We start from the raw sequence: 18,859 nt of genomic DNA on the forward strand, positions 1-18,859 counted from the left end.
GGGAGGGCGCCACAGATGATCAACGATCCCGTGGGCGATATGCTCACCCGCATCCGCAACGGCCAGATGCGTCGTCGCAACGTCGTGCAGACCCCCGGCTCCAAGCTGCGGGCGCGCGTCCTCGACGTCCTCAAGTCCGAGGGCTACATCCGCGACTACGCCACGACCGATTACGGCAACGGGCGCACCGAGTTCGCGATCGAGCTCAAGTACTTCGACGGCCAGCCGGTGATCCGCTCGATCGAGCGCGTCTCCAAGCCGGGCCGCCGGGTCTACTCGTCGGTCGATACCCTGCCGCGCGTCGCCGACGGCCTGGGCATCACCATCGTCTCCACCCCTCAGGGCGTCATGGCCGACCACGAGGCGCGCGAGCGCAACGTCGGCGGCGAGGTGCTCTGCAAGGTCTTCTGACCTGCAGACCCTGACAGCCGAAAAGGAAAGACGAGCATGTCCCGCGTAGGCAAGAAGCCCGTGACCGTCCCGGCCGGCGTGACCGCCACCGTCGACGGCCAGAACGTCAAGATCAAGGGCCAGAAGGGCGAGCTGCAGTTCCGGGTGCCCGACCAGGTGTCGGTCGCGCACGAGAACGGCGCGATCTCGGTCCAGCCCCGGTCGCAGTCCAAGGAGGCCCGCGCGATGTGGGGTCTCTCCCGCGCCCAGGTCTCGAACCTGGTCGAGGGCGTCACCAAGGGCTACGAGAAGAAGCTCGAGATCAACGGCGTCGGCTACCGCGCCGCGGTCGCCGGCAAGGTTCTCAAGCTGTCGCTCGGCTACAGCCACGACATCGAGTACGCGATCCCGGAAGGGATCTCGATCGCCACGCCCCGGCCGGTCGAGATCATCGTCACCGGGATCGACAAGCAGCGCGTCGGCCAGGTCGCGGCGGAGATCCGCGATTATCGCGGCCCCGAGCCCTACAAGGGCAAGGGCGTCAAGTACGCCGGCGAGTTCATCTTCCGCAAGGAAGGCAAGAAGAAGTAAGGACCGCCGATGTCTCGCAAAATCGAACTGCTCGACCGGCGGCGCGCGCGCGTCCGGCGGGCGATCCGCAAGGCGGCCAACGGTCGTCCGCGGCTCTCGGTGTTCCGCTCCTCCAAGCAGATCTACGTCCAGGTCATCGACGACGCGACCGGCCGCACGCTGGCCGCCGCCTCGAGCCTGGAGAAGGACCTGCGCGGCCGTCTCAAGACCGGCGCCGACAAGGCCGCCGCGACCGAGGTTGGCAAGCTGGTGGCGGAGCGTGCCAAGGCGGCCGGCGTGAGCCAGGTCATCTTCGACCGCTCGGGCTACCTCTATCACGGCCGGGTCAAGGCCCTGGCCGACGCGGCCCGCGAGGGCGGCCTGGACTTCTGATCCCGCGGCAGGGGAGGGCGCCTCGCGGCGCCGCCCCGCCCGGGCTCGGCACGATGTCCCATGAGGCGAGGGGGCCGATGAGGCTCCCTCTCTCGTTCCGGCGGATCGAAACTTTGCGAGCGGGACCGCCGCCCGCGTCAGTCAAATGGACATGACACATGGCACGTGAGCGTGAGGGTCGTCGCCGCGACGACCGTGAGGAGCGCGACAGCGAGTTCGTGGACAAGCTCGTCCACATCAACCGCGTCGCCAAGGTGGTGAAGGGCGGCCGTCGCTTCGGTTTCGCGGCGCTCGTCGTCGTCGGCGACCAGAAGGGCCGCGTCGGCTTCGGTCACGGCAAGGCCCGTGAGGTTCCCGAGGCCATCCGCAAGGCGACGGAAGCCGCCAAGCGCGGTCTCGTCCGTGTGGCGCTCCGCGAGGGCCGTACCCTGCACCACGACGTCCAGGGCCGTCACGGCGCCGGCAAGGTCATCCTGCGCGCCGCTCCGGCCGGTACCGGCATCATCGCCGGCGGCCCGATGCGCGCCGTCTTCGAGACGCTGGGCATGCAGGACGTCGTGGCGAAGTCGCTCGGCTCCTCGAACCCCTACAACCTCGTGCGCGCCACCTTCGACGCGCTGAAGAACGAGGATTCGCCCCGTTCGGTCGCGGCCCGCCGCGGTCTCAAGGTCTCGGCCCTCCAGGCCCGCCGTCGCGACGCCGACTCGGCCGCCTCGGCCGATTCCGCCGACGCGGCGTAAGGGAGGCACGAGATGGCTGAGAAGACCGTCCGCGTGCAGCAGATCGGCTCGCCGATCCGCCGCGAGGCCAGCCAGCGTCAGACGCTGATCGGCCTGAAGCTGAACAAGATGCACCGCATCGCCACGCTCGAGGACACCCCGTCTGTCCGCGGCATGATCGCGAAGGTGCATCACCTCGTGCGCGTTCTCGACGACGCGGCGTGAGGAGGGCATCATGAAGCTCAACGAAATCCGTGACAACGAAGGCGCAACCAAGAACCGGATGCGCGTCGGCCGTGGTATCGGCTCCGGCAAGGGCAAGACCGGCGGCCGCGGCGTGAAGGGCCAGAAGGCGCGCTCCGGCGTCGCCATCAAGGGCTTCGAGGGCGGCCAGATGCCGCTCCACCGTCGCCTGCCCAAGCGCGGCTTCAACAACCCGGGCGCGACCGACCTGAACGCGGTCAATATCGGTCGCATCCAGCAGGCGGTGGATGCCGGCAAGCTGGACGTCTCGGCTCCCGTGACCGTCGAGTCGCTCATCGCCGCCGGCGTGGTCTCCAAGGCCCGCGACGGCGTGAAGATCCTCGGCGTGGGCGAGCTCACCGCGAAGCTGACCTTCCAGGTCTCCCGGGCGTCGAAGTCGGCGGTCGAGGCGATCGAGAAGGCCGGCGGCTCGGTGACCCAGTCGCTCGCCGCCGCCGACGACGCGGTTGCGTCGGCCTAAGGCACACTTTAAGTCACCGATCATCGGCGGCGGCCCGTGCTTCCAGCGCGAGGCCGCCGCACGTGTTTTGGGGGATGCTCGTGCATCCCAGACCGCGCTCGTCGCGGACCCGACCCCGAGGACGCTTAACCCATGGCCTCTGCAGCCGAGCAGCTCGCCGCCAACCTCAACTTCGGCGCCATCGCCAAGGCCGAAGAGCTCAAGAAGCGGATCTGGTTCACGCTTGGCGCCCTGATCGTCTACCGGCTCGGGACCTACATCCCGCTGCCCGGCATCGATCCCGATGCGCTGCGCCAGAGCTTCGCCAACGCGCAAGGCGGCGTGCTCGGCCTGTTCAACATGTTCTCCGGCGGTGCCGTCGAGCGCATGGCGATCTTCGCGCTCAACATCATGCCGTACATCTCGGCCTCGATCATCGTGCAGCTGCTCACCTCGGTGGTGCCGTCGCTCGAGGGGCTGAAGAAGGAGGGCGAGTCCGGCCGCAAGGTCCTCAACCAGTACACCCGCTACCTCACGGTGGTGCTGGCGATCTTCCAGGCCTGGGGCATCGCGGTCGGCCTGCAGAGCTCCGGCGGCATCGTGCAGGATCCCGGGCCGTTCTTCCTGGTCTCGACCGTCATCACGCTGACCGGCGGCACGCTGTTCCTGATGTGGATCGGCGAGCAGATCACGTCGCGGGGCATCGGCAACGGCTCCTCGCTCATCATCTTCGCGGGCATCGTCGCCCACCTGCCCTCGGCCATCGCCGGCACCCTCGAGCTCGGCCGCCAGGGCGCGCTCTCGACCGTGGTGATCCTCGGCGTGGTGGTGATGGCGGCGGCCGTCGTCTACTTCATCGTGTTCATGGAGCGCGCCCAGCGCCGCCTCCTGATCAACTACCCCAAGCGCCAGGTCGGCAACCGGATGTACGAGGGCCAGACCTCGTTCCTGCCGCTCAAGCTCAACACCTCGGGCGTCATCCCGCCGATCTTCGCCTCCTCGCTGCTGCTGCTGCCCGCCACCGCCGCGAGCTTCCAGACCGATCCGAACGGCACCGGGATCATCGCCACCCTGGCGACCTATCTCGGCCACGGCCGTCCGCTCTACATGCTGCTCTACGCGGCGCTGATCATCTTCTTCGCCTTCTTCTATACGGCTGTCGTGTTCAACCCGCAGGAGACGGCGGACAACCTGAAGAAGCATGGCGGCTTCATCCCGGGCATCCGGCCGGGCGAGCGCACCGCTGAGTTCATCGACAAGGTCCTGTCGCGCATCACGGTGATCGGCGCGGCCTACCTGACGGTGATCTGCCTGATCCCGGAGATCCTGGTCTCCTACGCCTCGCTGCCGTTCTATTTCGGCGGCACCTCGCTGCTGATCGTGGTCTCGGTGACCATGGATACGGTGGCGCAGGTCCACGGCCACCTGCTGGCGCACCAGTACGAGGGCCTGGTTAAGAAGGCGAAGCTGCGCGGCGCCCGCCGGCGCTGATCCCGCGGTCCGCCCCCGCCCGGGCCCGTCCCGGACGGTGGACGGCCGCCCCTGCGAGACCGCCCTTGCGCCGGAGCCCGGCTCTGGCGCATGGTCGCGGGCCTTGCGCCCTCCGGGCATGCGTCGACGGGGGTCGGCGCCTTAGCGCATGGTCGGATTTCGGGTGCAACCGATCCCGGGCTACAACGAGCAGACAGGCCGCGCCGAGGACGAAGGATCCCAGGCAGAACGCGGCGAAGGGGAGAGACAGGTTATGCGGATCATTCTGCTCGGCCCGCCTGGCGCCGGGAAGGGCACCCAATCGGCGCGCATCGTCGAGCGGTTCGGAATCCCGCAGCTCTCGACCGGCGACATGCTGCGCGCCGCCGTCGCGGCCGGCACCCCGGTCGGCCTCAAGGCCAAGGCCCTGATGGAGAGCGGGGCCCTCGTCTCCGACGAGATCGTGATCGGCATCGTCGCCGACCGGATCGAGGAGGCGGATGCCCGCTCGGGCTTCATCCTCGACGGTTTCCCGCGCACGGTCGCCCAGGCGGTCGCCCTCGAGACGATGCTGTCGCAGAAGGGCCTGCGCCTCGACGCGGTGGTCGAGTTCAAGGTCGACGAGGACGCGCTGGTCGGTCGCATCGCCAAGCGCGCCGCCGAGACCGCCGCCCGCGGCGAGCCGGTACGCAAGGACGACACGCCGGAGGTGTTCAAGACCCGGCTCGAGGCCTACCGGGCCCAGACGGCGCCGCTCTCGGCCCATTACGCCGGCACCGGCCTCCTGCAGCAGGTCGACGGCATGGCGCCGATCGACGAGGTGACGAAGCAGCTGGAGGCCATGCTGGCCCCGTTCCAGGCCGTGTCCGCCTGAGGGCGGCTCGCGGTTGACAAGCCGGCGCGCCCGCGCTAGTGGGCGCTCCTTCGTTCAGACCCGGACGGCCCGGCGTGCCTCTCTGGAGGCCGCTCCGGGCCGATTTGCCGTCGGGACGGCGCGCAGGGGCCGGGCTCCACCGGACGCGCGCGACACCCAGAAGCATCGTCCCGGCCGCGGCCGCGGACGCGATGGAGAGCAGGACACCATGGCCCGTATTGCCGGCGTCAACATCCCGACCAACAAGCGCGTCGTCATCGCGCTCCAGTACATCCACGGCATCGGCGCCAAGAAGGCCGAGGAGATCACCGAGAAGGTCGGTATTCCGGCCGAGCGCCGCGTGAACCAGCTCACCGACGCCGAGGTGCTGCAGATCCGCGAGACGATCGACCGCGACTACGTCGTCGAGGGCGACCTGCGTCGCGAAGTCTCGATGAACATCAAGCGCCTGATGGATCTCGGCTGCTACCGCGGCCTGCGTCACCGCCGCAACCTGCCGGTCCGCGGCCAGCGCACCCACACCAACGCCCGCACCCGCAAGGGCAAGGCGAAGCCGATCGCCGGCAAGAAGAAGTAAGCCGCGATCCGCGTAGGATCGGCGGGTCCCGGGCCTCGGGCCCGGGGCCTGCCCGACACTGGCGGCGCGTCAGCGCCGCTCACGACACCCGCAAGACACGTCCCGAGCGCCTGGCACCACGGGCGCGCCTGAAGGATCGAAAGACAGTATGGCCAAGGAAGCAACCCGCGTCCGCCGTCGCGAACGCAAGAACATCGTGTCGGGCGTCGCCCACGTGAACGCCTCGTTCAACAACACGATGATCACCATCACGGATGCCCAGGGCAACACGATCTCGTGGTCGTCCGCCGGCGCCATGGGCTTCAAGGGCTCCCGCAAGTCGACGCCCTACGCCGCCCAGGTCGCCGCCGAGGATGCCGGCCGCAAGGCCGCCGAGCACGGCATGCGCACGCTCGAGGTCGAGGTCTCGGGCCCCGGTTCGGGCCGCGAGTCGGCGCTGCGCGCGCTGCAGGCCGCGGGCTTCACGGTGACGTCGATCCGCGACGTGACCCCGATCCCGCACAACGGCTGCCGTCCGCGCAAGCGTCGCCGCGTCTGATCGTCCCCACGTCCCGGGGGGCCCCTCGCGGGCTCCCCGGCCGACGGCCCGCGAAGAGGATTGCGTGTCGATAGCCCCCACCGCCGACTTCGCCCGGCCCGGCGTCCTTCCCTGGACGCTGGGCGATCGCGTTGTGGTCGCCCTGAACGACGGCCATCTCGTGGCCTCGCTCGGGCTGGTGCAGGGCATTCCCGCCGACGAGGCGGGGCGGCTGCAGGAAGAGGGGTTCCGCGACGCCGCCGCGCCGCGGATCACCGTCAACGCCTTCCTGATCCTCGGCGGGGACAAGCCCGTGCTGGTCGATGCCGGGATGGGTTCCGGCGGTCCCGAGACCCTCGGTCACCTGCCGGAAGCGCTCGCCGCCTGCGGCGTCGCGCCGGACGAGATCGGCACGGTGCTGGTGACCCACCTGCATTCCGATCACATCGGCGGCCTGATCGCACGAGACGGTGCCGTGGCGTTCCCGAACGCCGAGGTGGTGATCCCGGAGGCGGAGGCCGCCTACTGGCTCGCCGAGGGTGCCGAGGCGCGGGCTCCCGAGGGTGCCAGGGCGGGCTTCCGTCGCGCCCACGCGCTCGTCGCGGCCTATGGCGACCGGATCCGTCGAGCGGGCGAGGGCGAGGTGCTGCCGGGGATCGAGGCGATCCTGGCGCCCGGCCACACGCCGGGCCACACCGCCTACCGGGTCCAGTCGGGAGACAGCTCCCTGCTGATCTGGGGCGACGTGGTTCACCTGCCGGCGATCCAGCTCCCCCGTCCGGAGGTCGGCCTGACCTTCGACGTCGACCGCGAGGTGGCGGCCGCCACCCGCAAGCGCATCCTCGACCAGGTCGCCGCCGAGCGCAGCCTGGTCGCCGGGATGCATCTCGAGTTTCCGGCCCTCGGCTACGTACGGCGCGATGGCGCCGGCTTCGCCTGGGTCCCGGAGCAGTGGAGCGCGGCGTCCTGACCGCCCCTGCTTCGAACGTGTGAGAGGTCAGGACGGCGAGACTTCCCGGGCGCGGGAGGGATCGCGAGGGGAGGGCTCCTCGGAGCTGCCCCGGTGTAAGTTGGCGAGAGGTGCGAACGTGGTCATTCAGAAGAACTGGCAAGAGCTGATCAAGCCGAACAAGCTCGAGGTCACCCCCGGGCACGACCCGAAGCGGATCGCCACCGTGGTGGCCGAGCCGCTGGAGCGCGGCTTCGGCACCACCCTCGGCAACTCGCTGCGTCGGGTCCTCCTGTCGTCGCTCCAGGGCGCGGCCGTCACCGCCGTCCAGATCGACGGCGTGCTGCACGAGTTCTCCTCGATCCCGGGCGTGCGCGAGGACGTCACCGACATCGTCCTCAACATCAAGACGATCGCGATCCGCTCCTCGAGCGATACGCCCAAGCGCATGACCCTGCGCAAGACCGGCCCGGGCCTCGTCACCGCCGGCGACATTGCCACGATCGGCGACGTGCAGATCCTCAACCCCGACCTGGTGCTCTGCACGCTCGACGACGGCGCCGAGATCCGCATGGAGTTCACGGTCTCGGCCGGCAAGGGCTACGTCCCGGCCGACCGCAACCGTCCCGAGGACGCCCCGATCGGCCTGATCCCGGTCGATGCGCTGTTCTCGCCGGTCACCAAGGTGTCCTACCGCATCGAGAACACCCGCGAGGGCCAGGATCTCGACAAGGACAAGCTGACCATGACGGTCGAGACCAACGGTGCGGTCTCGCCCGAGGATGCGCTGGCCTACGCCGCCCGAATCATCCAGGACCAGCTCCAGATCTTCGTGAACTTCGAGGAGCCCCGCAAGGAGGAGGCCGCGCCGCTGGCGCCGCAGCTGCCCTTCAACCCGGCGCTGCTCAAGAAGGTCGATGAGCTCGAGCTGTCGGTCCGCTCGGCCAACTGCCTCAAGAACGACAACATCGTCTATATCGGCGACCTCATCCAGAAGACCGAGGCGGAGATGCTCCGCACCCCGAACTTCGGCCGCAAGTCGCTCAACGAGATCAAGGAAGTGCTGGCCGCGATGGGCCTGCACCTCGGCATGGACGTTCCCGGCTGGCCGCCGGAGAACATCGAGGATCTCGCCAAGCGCTTCGAAGAGCACTACTGAGCCGGGTCCGCGGCGCGGGACTTGTCGTCCCGCGCCGCCACTCCGGATGCGCCTCCATGACGGGCGCATCCGGAGTGGCGGTTCACTGCCCTCGCACCACAAAGGACGGCCGACCCGTGGCACGGCGGCCGAGAACCAAAGGAGAGAGCCATGCGTCACGGTTTCCGGGGTCGTCGCTTCAACCGCACCGTCGAGCATCGCAAGGCGATGTTCTCGAACATGTCGGCCGCGCTGATCAAGCACGAGCAGATCATCACCACCCTGCCGAAGGCCAAGGACCTGCGTCCGGTCGTCGAGAAGCTGATCACGCTCGGCAAGCGCGGCGACCTGCACGCCCGCCGTCAGGCGATCGCGGCCCTGCGCGGCGACGAGGTGATGGTCAAGAAGCTGTTCGACGTGCTCGGCCCCCGCTACGAGGGCCGTCCGGGCGGCTACTGCCGCATCATGAAGGCCGGCTTCCGCTACGGCGACAACGCCCCGATGGCGGTGATCGAGTTCGTCGATCGCGACGTCGACGCCCGCGGCAAGGATTCCGGCCCGGTCCAGGTCGCCGACGAGACCCCGGCGGAGTAATCCGCCCCCTCTCGACGCCTTCCAAGGCGGCCCTCGCGGGCCGCCTTTCTTGTTTGGGCGGAACCTCGCGCGCCGGCGCACGATCTCCCTGCGGCATCCACCGCCCACGAAGGGAGACGTGAACCCCATGACCAAGCTGACCATCCCGGCCGTCGCCGCCCTGATCCTCGCCGGCACCGGCACGGCGGCCCTCGCCGACAAGGTCGGGGCCGACTGGATGCCGATCGGCCAGGTGATCCAGAAGGTCGAGGCCGCCGGCTACACCCAGATCTCCGAGATCGAGGCCGATGACGGCCACTGGGAGGGCGAGGGGATGAAGGACGGTAAGCCGATGAAGTTCAAGGCCGATCCCCGCACCGGCGCCATCCTGTCGGAGAAGGCCGGCAAGTAGGCACTCGGCAAGGAAACGCCGGAAAGCGGAAGGGCCCCGGACGCTCCGGCCGGGCCTTGCCGGCCGGAGCATGCCGCAGGGGAGCCCTGTCGGCAAAACGCTGGATTCCCGCGGTCGGGAGGCGCAAAGGTGACGCGCCTTTTCGTCCACCAGCGAACGTCCGACCATGACCGCCATTCCTGCGCTTGCCGACCTCCAGGCCCGTTACGCCGACCTGCAGGGGCGCGGCCTCAAGCTCGACATGACCCGGGGCAAGCCGGCGCCCGAGCAGCTCGACCTGTCCGACGACCTGTTCACCCTGCCGGGCAACCGCGACCACCGCACCGAGAGCGGTGAGGACGCCCGCAATTACGGCGGCGTGCAGGGGCTGGCCGAGGTGCGGGCCCTGTTCGCGCCGGTGCTCGGCGCGTCGCCCGACCGGATCGCCATCGGCAACAATTCGAGCCTCGCGCTTATGCACGATTGCATCGCCTACGCGCTCCTGAAGGGCGTGCCCGGCGGGACGCGGCCGTGGGCCAAGGAAGAGGAGATCCGCTTCCTCTGCCCGGTGCCGGGCTACGACCGCCACTTCGCCCTGTGCGAGACCTACGGCATCGGCATGATCCCGGTGCCGATGACCGCCGACGGCCCCGACATGGACGTGGTCGAGCGCGAGGTCCGCGATCCCCGGGTGAAGGGGATGTGGGCGGTGCCGCAATATTCCAACCCCGGCGGCGAGACCTACTCCGACGCCACCGTCGAGCGCCTCGCCCGGATGGAGACCGGCGCGCCGGACTTCCGGCTGTTTTGGGACAACGCCTACGCGCTGCACCACCTGACCGAGCGCCGCCCGACCCTGCGCAACGTCCTCGATGCCTGCGCGGAGGCCGGCAACCCGGACCGGGCGATCGTCTTCGCGTCGACCTCGAAGGTGACGCTGGCCGGTGCGGGCCTGGCGATGCTGGCCTCCTCGGAGGACAACATCCGCTGGTACCTCGCCAATGCCGGCAAGCGCAGCATCGGGCCGGACAAGCTCAACCAGCTGCGCCACGTCCGCTTCCTGCGCGACCAGGGCGGTCTCGACGCGTTGATGGACGGCCACCGCCGCCTGCTGGCGCCGAAGTTCAAGGCCGTCACCGAGACCCTGGCCCGGCACCTTGGCGGCACCGGCGTCGCGCGCTGGAGCGAGCCGGAGGGCGGCTACTTCATCCTGCTCGAAGTGCCGGAGGGCTGCGCCACCCGCGTGGTCAAGCTCGCGGCCGCCTGCGGCCTCGCGCTCACCCCGGCCGGCGCCACCCATCCGTACGGCCGCGACCCGCAGGACAAGCTGCTGCGCCTCGCCCCGTCCTATCCGAAGCCCGCCGAGGTCGAGGCCGCGGCCGAGGTGGTGGCGGTCTGCGTGCTCCTGGCCGCCGCCGAGAGCCGCGAGGCCGGGGGCAGCGGCTAGGCGGCGGCGTAGGCGGCCCGCCGGATCTCCACCGCGCTCCGGCGGGCAGGGGGCTTTGCCCCGTCGTCCGTCGGGACCGATCGCCCGACCGGCGGCGCGTGCCGCCGGGCGGGCTGCCTGGTACGGAGCCACGGCCGATCGTGATGGCGCGGGATGCGTCGCGCTTCGGTCTTTCGAACCGAGCGTCAAATCGACGCCGATGGTGACGCTGTCGGCTGGCGGTTTGACGCTCCGCCCCGGGTACCGACGATACTCCGGCGCCATTGCCGACCCTTACGTTCACCACTCGACATAGCATCCCGGGGTGCTGCAAGGCGCCGCGGGCGGCGCGCCGTTGACGCAGCGCAGCACCGCGCGATGTCGCCGGCATGATTGACGAACCCGTCCTCTTCTGCCTGCACTTCCTCGGAGGCAGCGCCCGTGAATGGCGCCCGCTCGCCGAGCGTCTCGGGCCTCACGCGCGCTGCGTCGCCATCGACCTGCCGGGCTTCGGCGACGCGGCCGACCATCCCGGCGGCGACGTCGCCGCCATGGCCGACCATGTCGCCGCCCGCATCATGGCCGAGGACCCGTCCGGGCCCTGGCTCATCGCCGGCAACAGCATGGGGGCGAAGGTCGCCCTGGCGCTCGCCCGCCGCCACAAGGACGGCGACCCCGCCCTCGCGGGCCTCGCCGGGCTCGTCCTGATGGCCGGCTCGCCGCCTTGCCCTGAGCCGATGGCGGAGGAGCGCCGCCGGGCGATGATCGCCTGGATCGACGCCGACCCGGAGACCCGCCGGCGGGAGGCCGAGGCCTTCGTATCGGCGAATGTCGGCGCGCCGCTCTCGCCCGAGGACCACGCCCGGACGGTCGAGGACGTGCTGCGGGCCAATCCGCAGGCCTGGAAGGCCTGGCTCGCGGGCGGCGCCAACGAGGATTGGCGCGAGCGCATCGGCACCCTGCGTGTCCCGGCGCTGGTGGTGAGCGGGGCGCAGGACGGCGACCTCGGGCCGGAGGCGCAGGCCGCCCTGACCCTGCCCCACCTCGCCCGCCACCGCCACGTCGTGGCGCTCGGCGCCGGTCACCTGCTGCCGCTCGAGCGGCCGGACGAGGTGGCGGGACTGATCCGCGCCTTCCTGGCGGCGCCGCCGGAGACCGCCGAGGCACCGACCCTGCCGCCGGCCTTCGCCGCCCTGATCGGTTCGGAGCGGGTCAACACCCGCCTGCGCACGACGCTCCGCGAGCGGATGCGCGAGCCCGACGGCCCGTTCTGCTTGAGTGCGGAGGCGCGCGCGACGCTCGCCGCCTGCCTCGACCGGGTGCTGCCGCAGGCGGGTGCGGGGAAGATCGACCTCGCCCGCCGCATCGACGCGCGGCTGGCCTCCGGCGCCGGCGACGGCTGGCGCTTCGCCGCCCTGCCGCCGGACGCGGAGGCCTACGAGCGGGCGCTCCGCAGCCTCGACGCCGCCGCCCGCGCCGCCCATGGCCGCGCCTTCGCCGACCTCGACGACACCGACCGGGATGGTCTCCTTGAGGCTGCTGCGGCCGGGCGCCTGCCCGACAGCCCCGGCGTGCTCGCGCCCGACCTGATGACCTGTTGGTTCGAGGAATTGCGGGGCGAGGCGGTGCGCACCTTCCTCGCCCATCCGGCCGGCCTCGCGGCGATCGGCTTCACCGGCATCGGGGCGGGCGGCGACGAGGCCGAGGCCCTGCCCGGCTACCGCCTGACCGGCCTGAACGAACGCGAGCCCTGGGAAGCCCCGATCCTCGACACCGTGGGAGACGCCCGATGAACCTCTCGGGGCAAAAGCATTACAGCACCGACGAGGTCGTCGACGTCGTGGTGGTCGGCACCGGGGCGGGCGGCGGGCCGCTGCTGGCCGAACTGGCGGCCGCCGGCCTCAAGGTCGTGGCGCTCGAGGCCGGGCCGAACTTCGATCCGGCCGGGTACGGCTTCGACGAGACGCTGGCCGACGAGATCTACTGGACCGAGGAGCGCCTGAGCGGCGGCTCGACGCCGGAGGCCTTCGGGGGCAACAACAGCGGCACCGGCGTCGGCGGCTCGACCCTGCACTGGGGCGCCTTCGTGCCCCGGGCCGACCCGCGCGACTTCCGCCTCAACACCGAGAGCGGCGAGGGCTGCGACTGGCCGATCGACCACGCCGAGCTGGTGCCGTTCTACGACCGGGTCGAGGCCTTCATCGGCACGTCGGGCCCGACGCCCTATCCGTGGGACGAGGCCCGCCGCTTCCCGCTGCCGCCGGTCCTGCGCAACGGCCCGGCCCAGCTGATGGCGGCGGCCTGCGACCGGCTCGGCATCACCGCGACCGACGCGCCGGCGGCGGTGGTCTCGCGCGACTTCACCGTCGATCCGTCGGTGCCGGAGCGCAAGGCCTGCATCAATTGCGGCTTCTGCCATCAGGGCTGCCGCACCCGCGCCAAGGCCAGCATGGACGTGACCTACCTGCCGCTGGCGGTGGCACGGGGCGCCGAGATCCGCGCCGAGGCGAGGGTGCACGGGGTCGAGCGCGACAAGGCCGGGCGGATCACGGCCGTGATCTACCGCAGCGGCGGCCGCGATCACCGCCAGCGTTGCGCCCACCTGATCCTGTGCGCCGGCGCCGTCGAGACGCCCCGCCTCCTGCTCCATCTCGGGCTCGCCACCGGCAGCGGTCAGGTCGGGCGGAACTACATCGGCCACGTCGCCACGCAGGTCTGGGGCACCTTCGCCGACGAGGTCGGCATGAACCGGGGCTACCCGTCCTCGCTCATCACCGAGGACTACACTCGGCCTGAAGGGGCGGACTTCGCCGGCGGCTACCTGGTCCAGAGCCTCGGCGTCGAGCCGCTGACCTGGGCCAATGCCGTCGCCCGCGGCCGCGGCCTGTGGGGCGCGGCGCTCACCGACTACTTGAAGCGGTACAACCGTGTCGCCGGCATCGGCATCAACGGCGAGACCCTGCCGTGCGACGCGAATATCTTGACGCTCTCGGACGAGACCGACGCGATCGGGATGCGCAAGGCGCGGATCGATTTCGGCTACGGCTCGAACGAGGACCGCCTCAACGCCCACGCCACGAAGGTGATGCGCGAGATCTGGGAGGCGGCGGGCGCCAGCGACATCTGGGTGCTGGAGCGCGTCGCCCACACGCTCGGCACCTGCCGGATGGGACGGAACCCGGACACCTCGGTGGTCGATGTCGAGGGGCGCAGCCACGAGGTCGAGAATCTCTGGATCTGCGACGGGTCGGTCTTCCCGAGTTCGCTCGCGGCCAATCCGGCGCTCACCATCATGGCGCTCTCGCTGCGCACCGCCGGCGCGTTCCTGAAAGGCCCCCGATGAGCGACGATCCCCGCACGGCCTATCCCCGGCCGCCCTTCCCGGGCGCGCAGCAGCAGCCGCGCCCCGGCCTCACCGGGCCGATGGACCCGGCCCCGGACCACGGCGAGGAGAGCTACGTCGGCAAGGGCCTGCTGACCGACAGGATCGCGCTCGTCACCGGGGGCGATTCCGGCATCGGCCGGGCGGTCGCCATCGCGTATGCCCGCGAGGGCGCCCATCTGGCGATCTCCTACCTCGACTCCGAGGAGGAGGACGCGCAGGAGACCAAGGCCTGGGTCGAGAAGGCCGGCCGGCGCTGCCTGCTGCTCCCGGGCGACCTGCGTGACGAGGCGCATTGCCGGGCGATCGTGCAGAAGACCGTGGCGGAGTTCGGCCGTATCGACGTGCTCGTCAACAACGCCGCCGCGCAGGTGGTGAACGAGGGGCTCGACGACATCACCGTCCACGACGTCGAGGGCTCGTTCCGCGCCAACGTCTTCGCGATGATCTACCTGGCGCAGGAAGCGGTGCCGCACATGCGGCCGGGCTCGGCGATCGTGAACTCGACGAGCCAGCAGGCCAAGGTCGCGGATGCGAGCATGCTGGTCTACGCCGCCACCAAGGGAGCGATCAGCACCCTGACGGTCGGGCTGTCGAACCTGCTCGCGCCGAAGGGCATCCGGGTCAATTGCGTCGCCCCCGGCCCGGTCTGGACGCCGATCCAGCCGATCGTGAAGAAGCCCGAGCAGATGGAGCAGCTCGGCGCCGATACGCCGCTCGGCCGGGCCGGACAGCCGGCGGAGCTGGCCCCGGCCTACGTGCTGCTGGCCTCGCGGGAGGGCAGCTACATGACCGGCGCGCTCGTGCCCGTCACCGGCGGCCAGCCGATGCTCTGACGGAAGGTCAGGGTTTCGCCCGGCGGGGTGTCCGCCCGAGTACCCCGCCCTAGCTCCTTCGTCATCGGACGGGCCCGATACGGGACCATCCTACCGCCCCGGCGAAAAGCGCGGGACGGCCCATGAAACCTCGCCGCAGCATCGGAACGGCCGCCCCTCGGCCTCGTTGTTGCGGCAAATCCACGGAGTAATCGACATGGCGGATTCCAAGGGCAAGGCCGGCGAGCCGCGCCAGCACCGTACCCGTAACGACACCGACTCGAACGCCAAGCGCGTCTCGATCGAGACCCTGAACGCGCGCCTCGCCGACGGCATCGACCTGGCGCTCAACATCAAGCAGGCGCACTGGAACCTGAAGGGCCCGCAATTCATCGGCATCCACGAGATGCTCGACGGGTTCCGCACCGAGATCGACGACCTCAACGACAAGGTTGCGGAGCGGGCGGTGCAGCTCGGCGCCACCGCGCTCGGCACCGCCTCGGTCGTCGCCGCCTCCTCGAAGCTCGCCCCGTATCCGACCGACGTCTACGCCATCGCCGACCACCTCTCGGCCCTGATCGACCGCTACGCGGCCTACGCCAACGCCGTGCGCGAGAACATCGACCAGACCGACGAGGCGGGCGATGCCGGCACCGCCGACCTGTTCACCGAGGTCTCCCGCGCGGTCGACAAGCAGCTGTGGTTCCTCGAGGCCCACGTCCAGGAGCCGACCGGCGCGATGCGCGACGGGGACGGCAAGGGCGCGCGCTGAGCGAGGGGGCTATGCCCGGGGTCGCGGGGTAAGCCTGCCCTGGCTGCAAACTCCTTCGTTCGTCTGTTTGCGATGAAGAACGAAACCGTGATTCGCCTCCCCGTCCCTCGGGGAGGCGTTTTTTGTATGCAGCGACATCGATCGACGGCAGGGAGGCATTCGGTTGCTCTGGGTCATGTATCGATGGGGCGACGCGTGTGACCGAGGCAACGCCTAATGCGGCAGAGATTGCCGCGCGTCGCAAGCACGTGGCGAAACGCCTGAACGAGCACATCAAGCTGTTCGCAGCCTACGTAAACGCCATGGCGATCGCCGTCGCTGGTGCGGCTATCATCGTACCGCTGGTCAGCAACCCGAACGTAGCCTTCGGTCGGTCGCACCTCGCTTGGTTCGCAGGCTCTCTCGCCTTACAGTGTATCGGTCACGCGGTGATCCGACTTCTGCGCCGGGAGGAGTGACGATGCCCTGGGATGCCACCCTCGCGATGCTCGGCTTCGCCCTGTTCGTCTCGGTAACGGGCTTCGTTGCCCTCAGCTACGCCGTCTACCGCTTCGAGCGGAAGTACGGTCAGGCGGGGCGTACCGGCACCCCGCCCGCGGAGTAGCTTAAGCGCTACATCGGCTCCGCGCCGCGCCCCATGGCGGCGACGCCGGTGCGCGAGACCTCGACCAGCCCCACCGACGCCATCAGCTTGACGAAGCGGTCGATCTCCTCGGTTGAGCCGGTGAGCTCGAACACGAACGAGTTTAGCGTCGCGTCGAGGGTGCGGGCGCCGAAGGCGGCGGCGAGCCGCATCGCCTCGACCCGGTGGTCGCCCTTGCCGGCGACCTTCACCAGCGCCAACTCCCGCTCGAGCGAGTCGCCCTGAAGCGTCAGGTCGACCACCCGGTGCACCGGCACCAGCCGGTCGAGCTGCGCCTTGATCTGATCGATCACCGCGTTGGTGCCGGCCGTCACGATGGTGATGCGCGAGATGTGCCGGGCGTGCTCGGTCTCCGAGACCGTCAGGCTCTCGATGTTGTAGCCGCGGCCCGAGAACAGGCCGGCGATGCGCGCGAGCACGCCGGGCTCGTTGTCGACGATGACCGCGAGCGTGTGGCGGTTCACCGGCTCGACGCGGACCGGATCGGGGTAGTGGGTGTTCATGGCGTTCATCGTCCTCAAACCCTCGCCCGATCAGACCAGCATCTTGCCTTCGTCCGAGATGACGTCGCCCAGATCCGCCCCGGTCTCGCCGAGGTAGTCCGAGAGAAGCATCTCGTTGTGCGCCTTGCCCGACGGGATCATCGGGAAGCAGTTCTCGGTCTTGTCGACGATGCAGTCGAAGATCACCGGGCCGTCATAGTCCAGCATCTCGGCGATCGCCGCGTCCAGGCTGCCGGGGTCGGAGCAGCGGATGCCCTTGGCGCCGTAGGCCTCGGCGAGCTTGACGAAGTCGGGCAGGCTCTCGGAATAGCTCTCCGAGTAGCGCGAGCCGTGCAGCAACTGCTGCCACTGGCGCACCATGCCCATGTACTCGTTGTTCAGGATGAAGATCTTGACCGGCAGGCGGTACTGCACGGCGGTCGACATCTCCTGGATGTTCATCTGGATCGAAGCCTCGCCGGCGATGTCGATCACCAGCGCGCCGCGATGCGCCAGCTGGGCGCCGATCGCCGCCGGCAGGCCGTAGCCCATGGTGCCGAGGCCCCCCGAGGTCATCCAGCGGTTCGGCTCGTCGAACTTGTAGTATTGCGCCGCCCACATCTGGTGTTGGCCGACCTCCGTGGTGACATAGGTCTCGCGATCCTTGGTCGCCTCGTAGAGGCGCTGGACCGCGTATTGCGGCTTGATGGTGGTGCCCGACGGCCAGTAGCCGAGGCATTCCCGCGCCTTCCAGCCGCGGATCTTCGACAGCCACTCGGTCAGGCGGCCCTGGTCGGGCTCCGGCGTGATCGCGCGCCACTCGCGCAGCATGTCGGAGAGCACCGAGCCGCAATCGCCGACGATGCCGATATCGGCCTTGACGGTCTTGTTGATCGAGGAGGCGTCGATGTCGACGTGGATCTTCTTGGAGAACGGCGAGAAGGCGTCGAGCCGGCCGGTGATGCGGTCGTCGAAGCGGGCGCCGATGCAGATCATGACGTCGCATTCGTGCATCGCCAGGTTGGCCTCGTAGGTCCCGTGCATGCCGAGCATGCCGAGGAACTGCGGGTCCGAACCCGGGAAGGCCCCCAAGCCCATCAGCGTCGAGGTGACCGGGAAGCCGGTGGCGCGGGCGAGCTCGCGCAGCAGCTCGGAGGCCTCGGGCCCCGCGTTGATGACGCCGCCGCCGGTATAGAAGACCGGCCGGCGCGCACCCGCCATCAGCGCCACGGCGGCGCGGATCTTCTCCGGGTCGCCCTGCGTCTGCGGGTTGTAGGTCTTGTGGCTGTTGTCGACCGGGCGGCGGTAGACGCCGCTGGCGAACTGGATGTCCTTCGGCAGGTCGACGACGACCGGGCCGGGCCGGCCGTGCGAGGCGACGTAGAACGCCTCGTGCAGGATCCGCGGCAGGTCCTCGATCGATTTGACCAGGTAGTTGTGCTTGGTGCAGCTGCGGGTGATGCCGACCGTGTCGCATTCCTGGAACGCGTCGGAGCCGATCAGGTGGGTCGGCACCTGGCCGGTGATGCAGACGAGCGGGATCGAGTCGAGCAGCGCGTCGGTCAAGCCGGTGACGATGTTGGTGGCGCCCGGCCCCGAGGTGACGAGCACGCAGCCGACCTTGCCGGACGAGCGGGCATAGCCCTCGGCCGCGTGGACCGCGCCCTGCTCGTGGCGGACCAGGATGTGCTTCACGGATTCCTGGTGGAAGAGCGCGTCGTAGATCGGCAGCACCGCGCCGCCCGGATAGCCGAACAGGGTGTCGACCCCCTGATCCTGAAACGCCCGGATCACCATCTCGGCGCCCGTCATGACCTCGCCCGCACTCATCGTCGCGCTCCCGTTCCTTGGTCTCGTCCGCGCTCTCGGGTCCGTTTTACGCAACAAAAAAGGGCCCCGAAGGACCCTTGCACGCGCCACCCTTGGGATGCCGGGCTGTGTTAAGCCCGTCCCGTCGGTGGCGCTTCCGCTACAATAAGGACCGCACGCATGCTGTGAGAAAGCCTGCCCTTGAGAGAGTGGCGGGGACCCTACGCGCCTCGACTCGCAGGGTCAACCGGTTTCGGCAACGGCGG

General features: G+C 70.0%; 23 protein-coding genes. 21 read left to right on the forward strand and 2 right to left on the reverse strand.

Features of this window, described 5'->3' with window-relative positions; translation table 11 throughout:
• Positions 1-15 precede the first annotated feature (15 nt).
• The 21 genes from rpsH (at position 16) to BMX97_RS32935 (ending at position 16,263) form a co-directional block, all read left to right on the forward strand.
• Positions 16-411 carry a 30S ribosomal protein S8 gene (gene rpsH, locus BMX97_RS19445; protein ID WP_048425827.1) on the forward strand — a complete coding sequence of 132 codons (396 nt, stop codon included), beginning with the start codon at positions 16-18 and terminating at the stop codon, positions 409-411.
• A 36-nt stretch (positions 412-447) separates the two neighbouring features.
• Positions 448-981 (forward strand): 50S ribosomal protein L6, encoded by a 534-nt coding sequence (rplF, locus tag BMX97_RS19450; protein ID WP_048425828.1) that lies wholly within the window; start codon positions 448-450, stop codon positions 979-981.
• Positions 982-990: 9 nt separating this feature from the next.
• Positions 991-1,353: a 50S ribosomal protein L18 gene (gene rplR / locus BMX97_RS19455; protein ID WP_048425829.1), complete on the forward strand. Its 363-nt coding sequence runs from the start codon at positions 991-993 to the stop codon at positions 1,351-1,353.
• A gap of 158 nt (positions 1,354-1,511) precedes the next feature.
• Positions 1,512-2,093, forward strand: a complete 582-nt coding sequence (gene rpsE, locus BMX97_RS19460; protein WP_048425830.1) for a 30S ribosomal protein S5 — start codon at positions 1,512-1,514, stop codon at positions 2,091-2,093.
• Between the two features lie 12 nt (positions 2,094-2,105).
• Positions 2,106-2,297, forward strand: coding sequence for a 50S ribosomal protein L30 (gene rpmD, locus BMX97_RS19465; protein ID WP_048431924.1), 192 nt, complete (start codon positions 2,106-2,108; stop codon positions 2,295-2,297).
• A 10-nt stretch (positions 2,298-2,307) separates the two neighbouring features.
• Complete coding sequence (gene rplO, locus BMX97_RS19470; RefSeq protein WP_091752948.1) at positions 2,308-2,796, forward strand: 50S ribosomal protein L15; 489 nt, start codon at positions 2,308-2,310, stop codon at positions 2,794-2,796.
• A 132-nt stretch (positions 2,797-2,928) separates the two neighbouring features.
• A complete protein-coding gene (secY, locus tag BMX97_RS19475) occupies positions 2,929-4,266 on the forward strand; it encodes a preprotein translocase subunit SecY (RefSeq protein ID WP_058617275.1) in 1,338 nt (445 codons plus the stop codon).
• A 253-nt stretch (positions 4,267-4,519) separates the two neighbouring features.
• Entirely contained in the window at positions 4,520-5,119 is a 600-nt protein-coding gene (locus BMX97_RS19480; protein ID WP_091752949.1) for an adenylate kinase, read from the forward strand.
• 208 nt (positions 5,120-5,327) lie between these two features.
• Positions 5,328-5,696, forward strand: coding sequence for a 30S ribosomal protein S13 (gene rpsM / locus BMX97_RS19485; RefSeq protein WP_048425835.1), 369 nt, complete (start codon positions 5,328-5,330; stop codon positions 5,694-5,696).
• A gap of 148 nt (positions 5,697-5,844) precedes the next feature.
• A complete protein-coding gene (gene rpsK, locus BMX97_RS19490; protein ID WP_015928609.1) occupies positions 5,845-6,234 on the forward strand; it encodes a 30S ribosomal protein S11 in 390 nt (129 codons plus the stop codon).
• Positions 6,235-6,298: 64 nt separating this feature from the next.
• Complete coding sequence (locus tag BMX97_RS19495; protein WP_244538521.1) at positions 6,299-7,183, forward strand: MBL fold metallo-hydrolase; 885 nt, start codon at positions 6,299-6,301, stop codon at positions 7,181-7,183.
• Positions 7,184-7,301: 118 nt separating this feature from the next.
• A complete protein-coding gene (locus BMX97_RS19500; RefSeq protein WP_048425836.1) occupies positions 7,302-8,321 on the forward strand; it encodes a DNA-directed RNA polymerase subunit alpha in 1,020 nt (339 codons plus the stop codon).
• 150 nt (positions 8,322-8,471) lie between these two features.
• A complete protein-coding gene (rplQ, locus tag BMX97_RS19505) occupies positions 8,472-8,894 on the forward strand; it encodes a 50S ribosomal protein L17 (RefSeq protein ID WP_048425837.1) in 423 nt (140 codons plus the stop codon).
• A gap of 127 nt (positions 8,895-9,021) precedes the next feature.
• On the forward strand, positions 9,022-9,285 hold the full coding sequence (locus BMX97_RS19510; protein WP_060849019.1) for a PepSY domain-containing protein: 264 nt from the start codon (positions 9,022-9,024) through the stop codon (positions 9,283-9,285).
• A 166-nt stretch (positions 9,286-9,451) separates the two neighbouring features.
• The gene (locus BMX97_RS19515) at positions 9,452-10,711 is read left to right on the forward strand and encodes an aspartate aminotransferase type Ic (protein WP_091752950.1); all 1,260 of its coding nucleotides are present in this window, start codon (positions 9,452-9,454) and stop codon (positions 10,709-10,711) included.
• 368 nt (positions 10,712-11,079) lie between these two features.
• On the forward strand, positions 11,080-12,483 hold the full coding sequence (locus BMX97_RS19520; RefSeq protein ID WP_091752951.1) for an alpha/beta hydrolase: 1,404 nt from the start codon (positions 11,080-11,082) through the stop codon (positions 12,481-12,483).
• A complete protein-coding gene (locus tag BMX97_RS19525; RefSeq protein WP_091752952.1) occupies positions 12,480-14,033 on the forward strand; it encodes a GMC family oxidoreductase in 1,554 nt (517 codons plus the stop codon). The genes BMX97_RS19520 and BMX97_RS19525 overlap by 4 nt, the downstream gene beginning before the upstream one ends.
• Entirely contained in the window at positions 14,030-14,908 is an 879-nt protein-coding gene (locus BMX97_RS19530; protein WP_091752953.1) for an SDR family oxidoreductase, read from the forward strand. Before BMX97_RS19525 ends, BMX97_RS19530 begins: the two co-directional genes overlap by 4 nt.
• 196 nt (positions 14,909-15,104) lie before the next feature.
• Positions 15,105-15,659, forward strand: coding sequence for a DNA starvation/stationary phase protection protein Dps (gene dps / locus BMX97_RS19535; protein ID WP_060849014.1), 555 nt, complete (start codon positions 15,105-15,107; stop codon positions 15,657-15,659).
• A 197-nt stretch (positions 15,660-15,856) separates the two neighbouring features.
• Positions 15,857-16,117, forward strand: coding sequence for a hypothetical protein (locus BMX97_RS19540; protein ID WP_091752954.1), 261 nt, complete (start codon positions 15,857-15,859; stop codon positions 16,115-16,117).
• Between the two features lie 2 nt (positions 16,118-16,119).
• On the forward strand, positions 16,120-16,263 hold the full coding sequence (locus BMX97_RS32935; protein WP_177202281.1) for a hypothetical protein: 144 nt from the start codon (positions 16,120-16,122) through the stop codon (positions 16,261-16,263).
• A gap of 8 nt (positions 16,264-16,271) precedes the next feature.
• Here BMX97_RS32935 and ilvN read toward each other — a convergent pair whose 3' ends face one another.
• Positions 16,272-16,814 carry an acetolactate synthase small subunit gene (gene ilvN / locus BMX97_RS19545; protein WP_060849013.1) on the reverse strand — a complete coding sequence of 181 codons (543 nt, stop codon included), beginning with the start codon at positions 16,812-16,814 and terminating at the stop codon, positions 16,272-16,274.
• A 21-nt stretch (positions 16,815-16,835) separates the two neighbouring features.
• Positions 16,836-18,614 carry an acetolactate synthase 3 large subunit gene (locus BMX97_RS19550; protein WP_091752955.1) on the reverse strand — a complete coding sequence of 593 codons (1,779 nt, stop codon included), beginning with the start codon at positions 18,612-18,614 and terminating at the stop codon, positions 16,836-16,838.
• Positions 18,615-18,859: the final 245 nt, after the last annotated feature.

Source organism: Methylobacterium sp. ap11, from assembly GCF_900110515.1.
Taxonomy (GTDB): Bacteria; Pseudomonadota; Alphaproteobacteria; order Rhizobiales; family Beijerinckiaceae; genus Methylobacterium; species Methylobacterium ajmalii.

What these genes read in the sequence shown, in the direction of transcription:
- rplF (WP_048425828.1), top strand. Translation starts at nt 448, where the DNA reads ATGTCCCGCGTAGGCAAGAAGCCCGTGACCGTCCCGGCCGGCGTGACC.
- rpsM (WP_048425835.1), top strand. Translation starts at nt 5,328, where the DNA reads ATGGCCCGTATTGCCGGCGTCAACATCCCGACCAACAAGCGCGTCGTC.
- BMX97_RS19550 (WP_091752955.1), bottom strand. Translation starts at nt 18,614, where the DNA reads ATGAGTGCGGGCGAGGTCATGACGGGCGCCGAGATGGTGATCCGGGCG.
- secY (WP_058617275.1), top strand. Translation starts at nt 2,929, where the DNA reads ATGGCCTCTGCAGCCGAGCAGCTCGCCGCCAACCTCAACTTCGGCGCC.
- ilvN (WP_060849013.1), bottom strand. Translation starts at nt 16,814, where the DNA reads ATGAACGCCATGAACACCCACTACCCCGATCCGGTCCGCGTCGAGCCG.
- BMX97_RS19530 (WP_091752953.1), top strand. Translation starts at nt 14,030, where the DNA reads ATGAGCGACGATCCCCGCACGGCCTATCCCCGGCCGCCCTTCCCGGGC.
- rplO (WP_091752948.1), top strand. Translation starts at nt 2,308, where the DNA reads ATGAAGCTCAACGAAATCCGTGACAACGAAGGCGCAACCAAGAACCGG.
- BMX97_RS19480 (WP_091752949.1), top strand. Translation starts at nt 4,520, where the DNA reads ATGCGGATCATTCTGCTCGGCCCGCCTGGCGCCGGGAAGGGCACCCAA.
- rpmD (WP_048431924.1), top strand. Translation starts at nt 2,106, where the DNA reads ATGGCTGAGAAGACCGTCCGCGTGCAGCAGATCGGCTCGCCGATCCGC.
- rplQ (WP_048425837.1), top strand. Translation starts at nt 8,472, where the DNA reads ATGCGTCACGGTTTCCGGGGTCGTCGCTTCAACCGCACCGTCGAGCAT.
- BMX97_RS19515 (WP_091752950.1), top strand. Translation starts at nt 9,452, where the DNA reads ATGACCGCCATTCCTGCGCTTGCCGACCTCCAGGCCCGTTACGCCGAC.
- rpsH (WP_048425827.1), top strand. Translation starts at nt 16, where the DNA reads ATGATCAACGATCCCGTGGGCGATATGCTCACCCGCATCCGCAACGGC.
- BMX97_RS19520 (WP_091752951.1), top strand. Translation starts at nt 11,080, where the DNA reads ATGATTGACGAACCCGTCCTCTTCTGCCTGCACTTCCTCGGAGGCAGC.
- rplR (WP_048425829.1), top strand. Translation starts at nt 991, where the DNA reads ATGTCTCGCAAAATCGAACTGCTCGACCGGCGGCGCGCGCGCGTCCGG.
- BMX97_RS32935 (WP_177202281.1), top strand. Translation starts at nt 16,120, where the DNA reads ATGCCCTGGGATGCCACCCTCGCGATGCTCGGCTTCGCCCTGTTCGTC.
- rpsK (WP_015928609.1), top strand. Translation starts at nt 5,845, where the DNA reads ATGGCCAAGGAAGCAACCCGCGTCCGCCGTCGCGAACGCAAGAACATC.
- rpsE (WP_048425830.1), top strand. Translation starts at nt 1,512, where the DNA reads ATGGCACGTGAGCGTGAGGGTCGTCGCCGCGACGACCGTGAGGAGCGC.
- BMX97_RS19525 (WP_091752952.1), top strand. Translation starts at nt 12,480, where the DNA reads ATGAACCTCTCGGGGCAAAAGCATTACAGCACCGACGAGGTCGTCGAC.
- BMX97_RS19510 (WP_060849019.1), top strand. Translation starts at nt 9,022, where the DNA reads ATGACCAAGCTGACCATCCCGGCCGTCGCCGCCCTGATCCTCGCCGGC.
- dps (WP_060849014.1), top strand. Translation starts at nt 15,105, where the DNA reads ATGGCGGATTCCAAGGGCAAGGCCGGCGAGCCGCGCCAGCACCGTACC.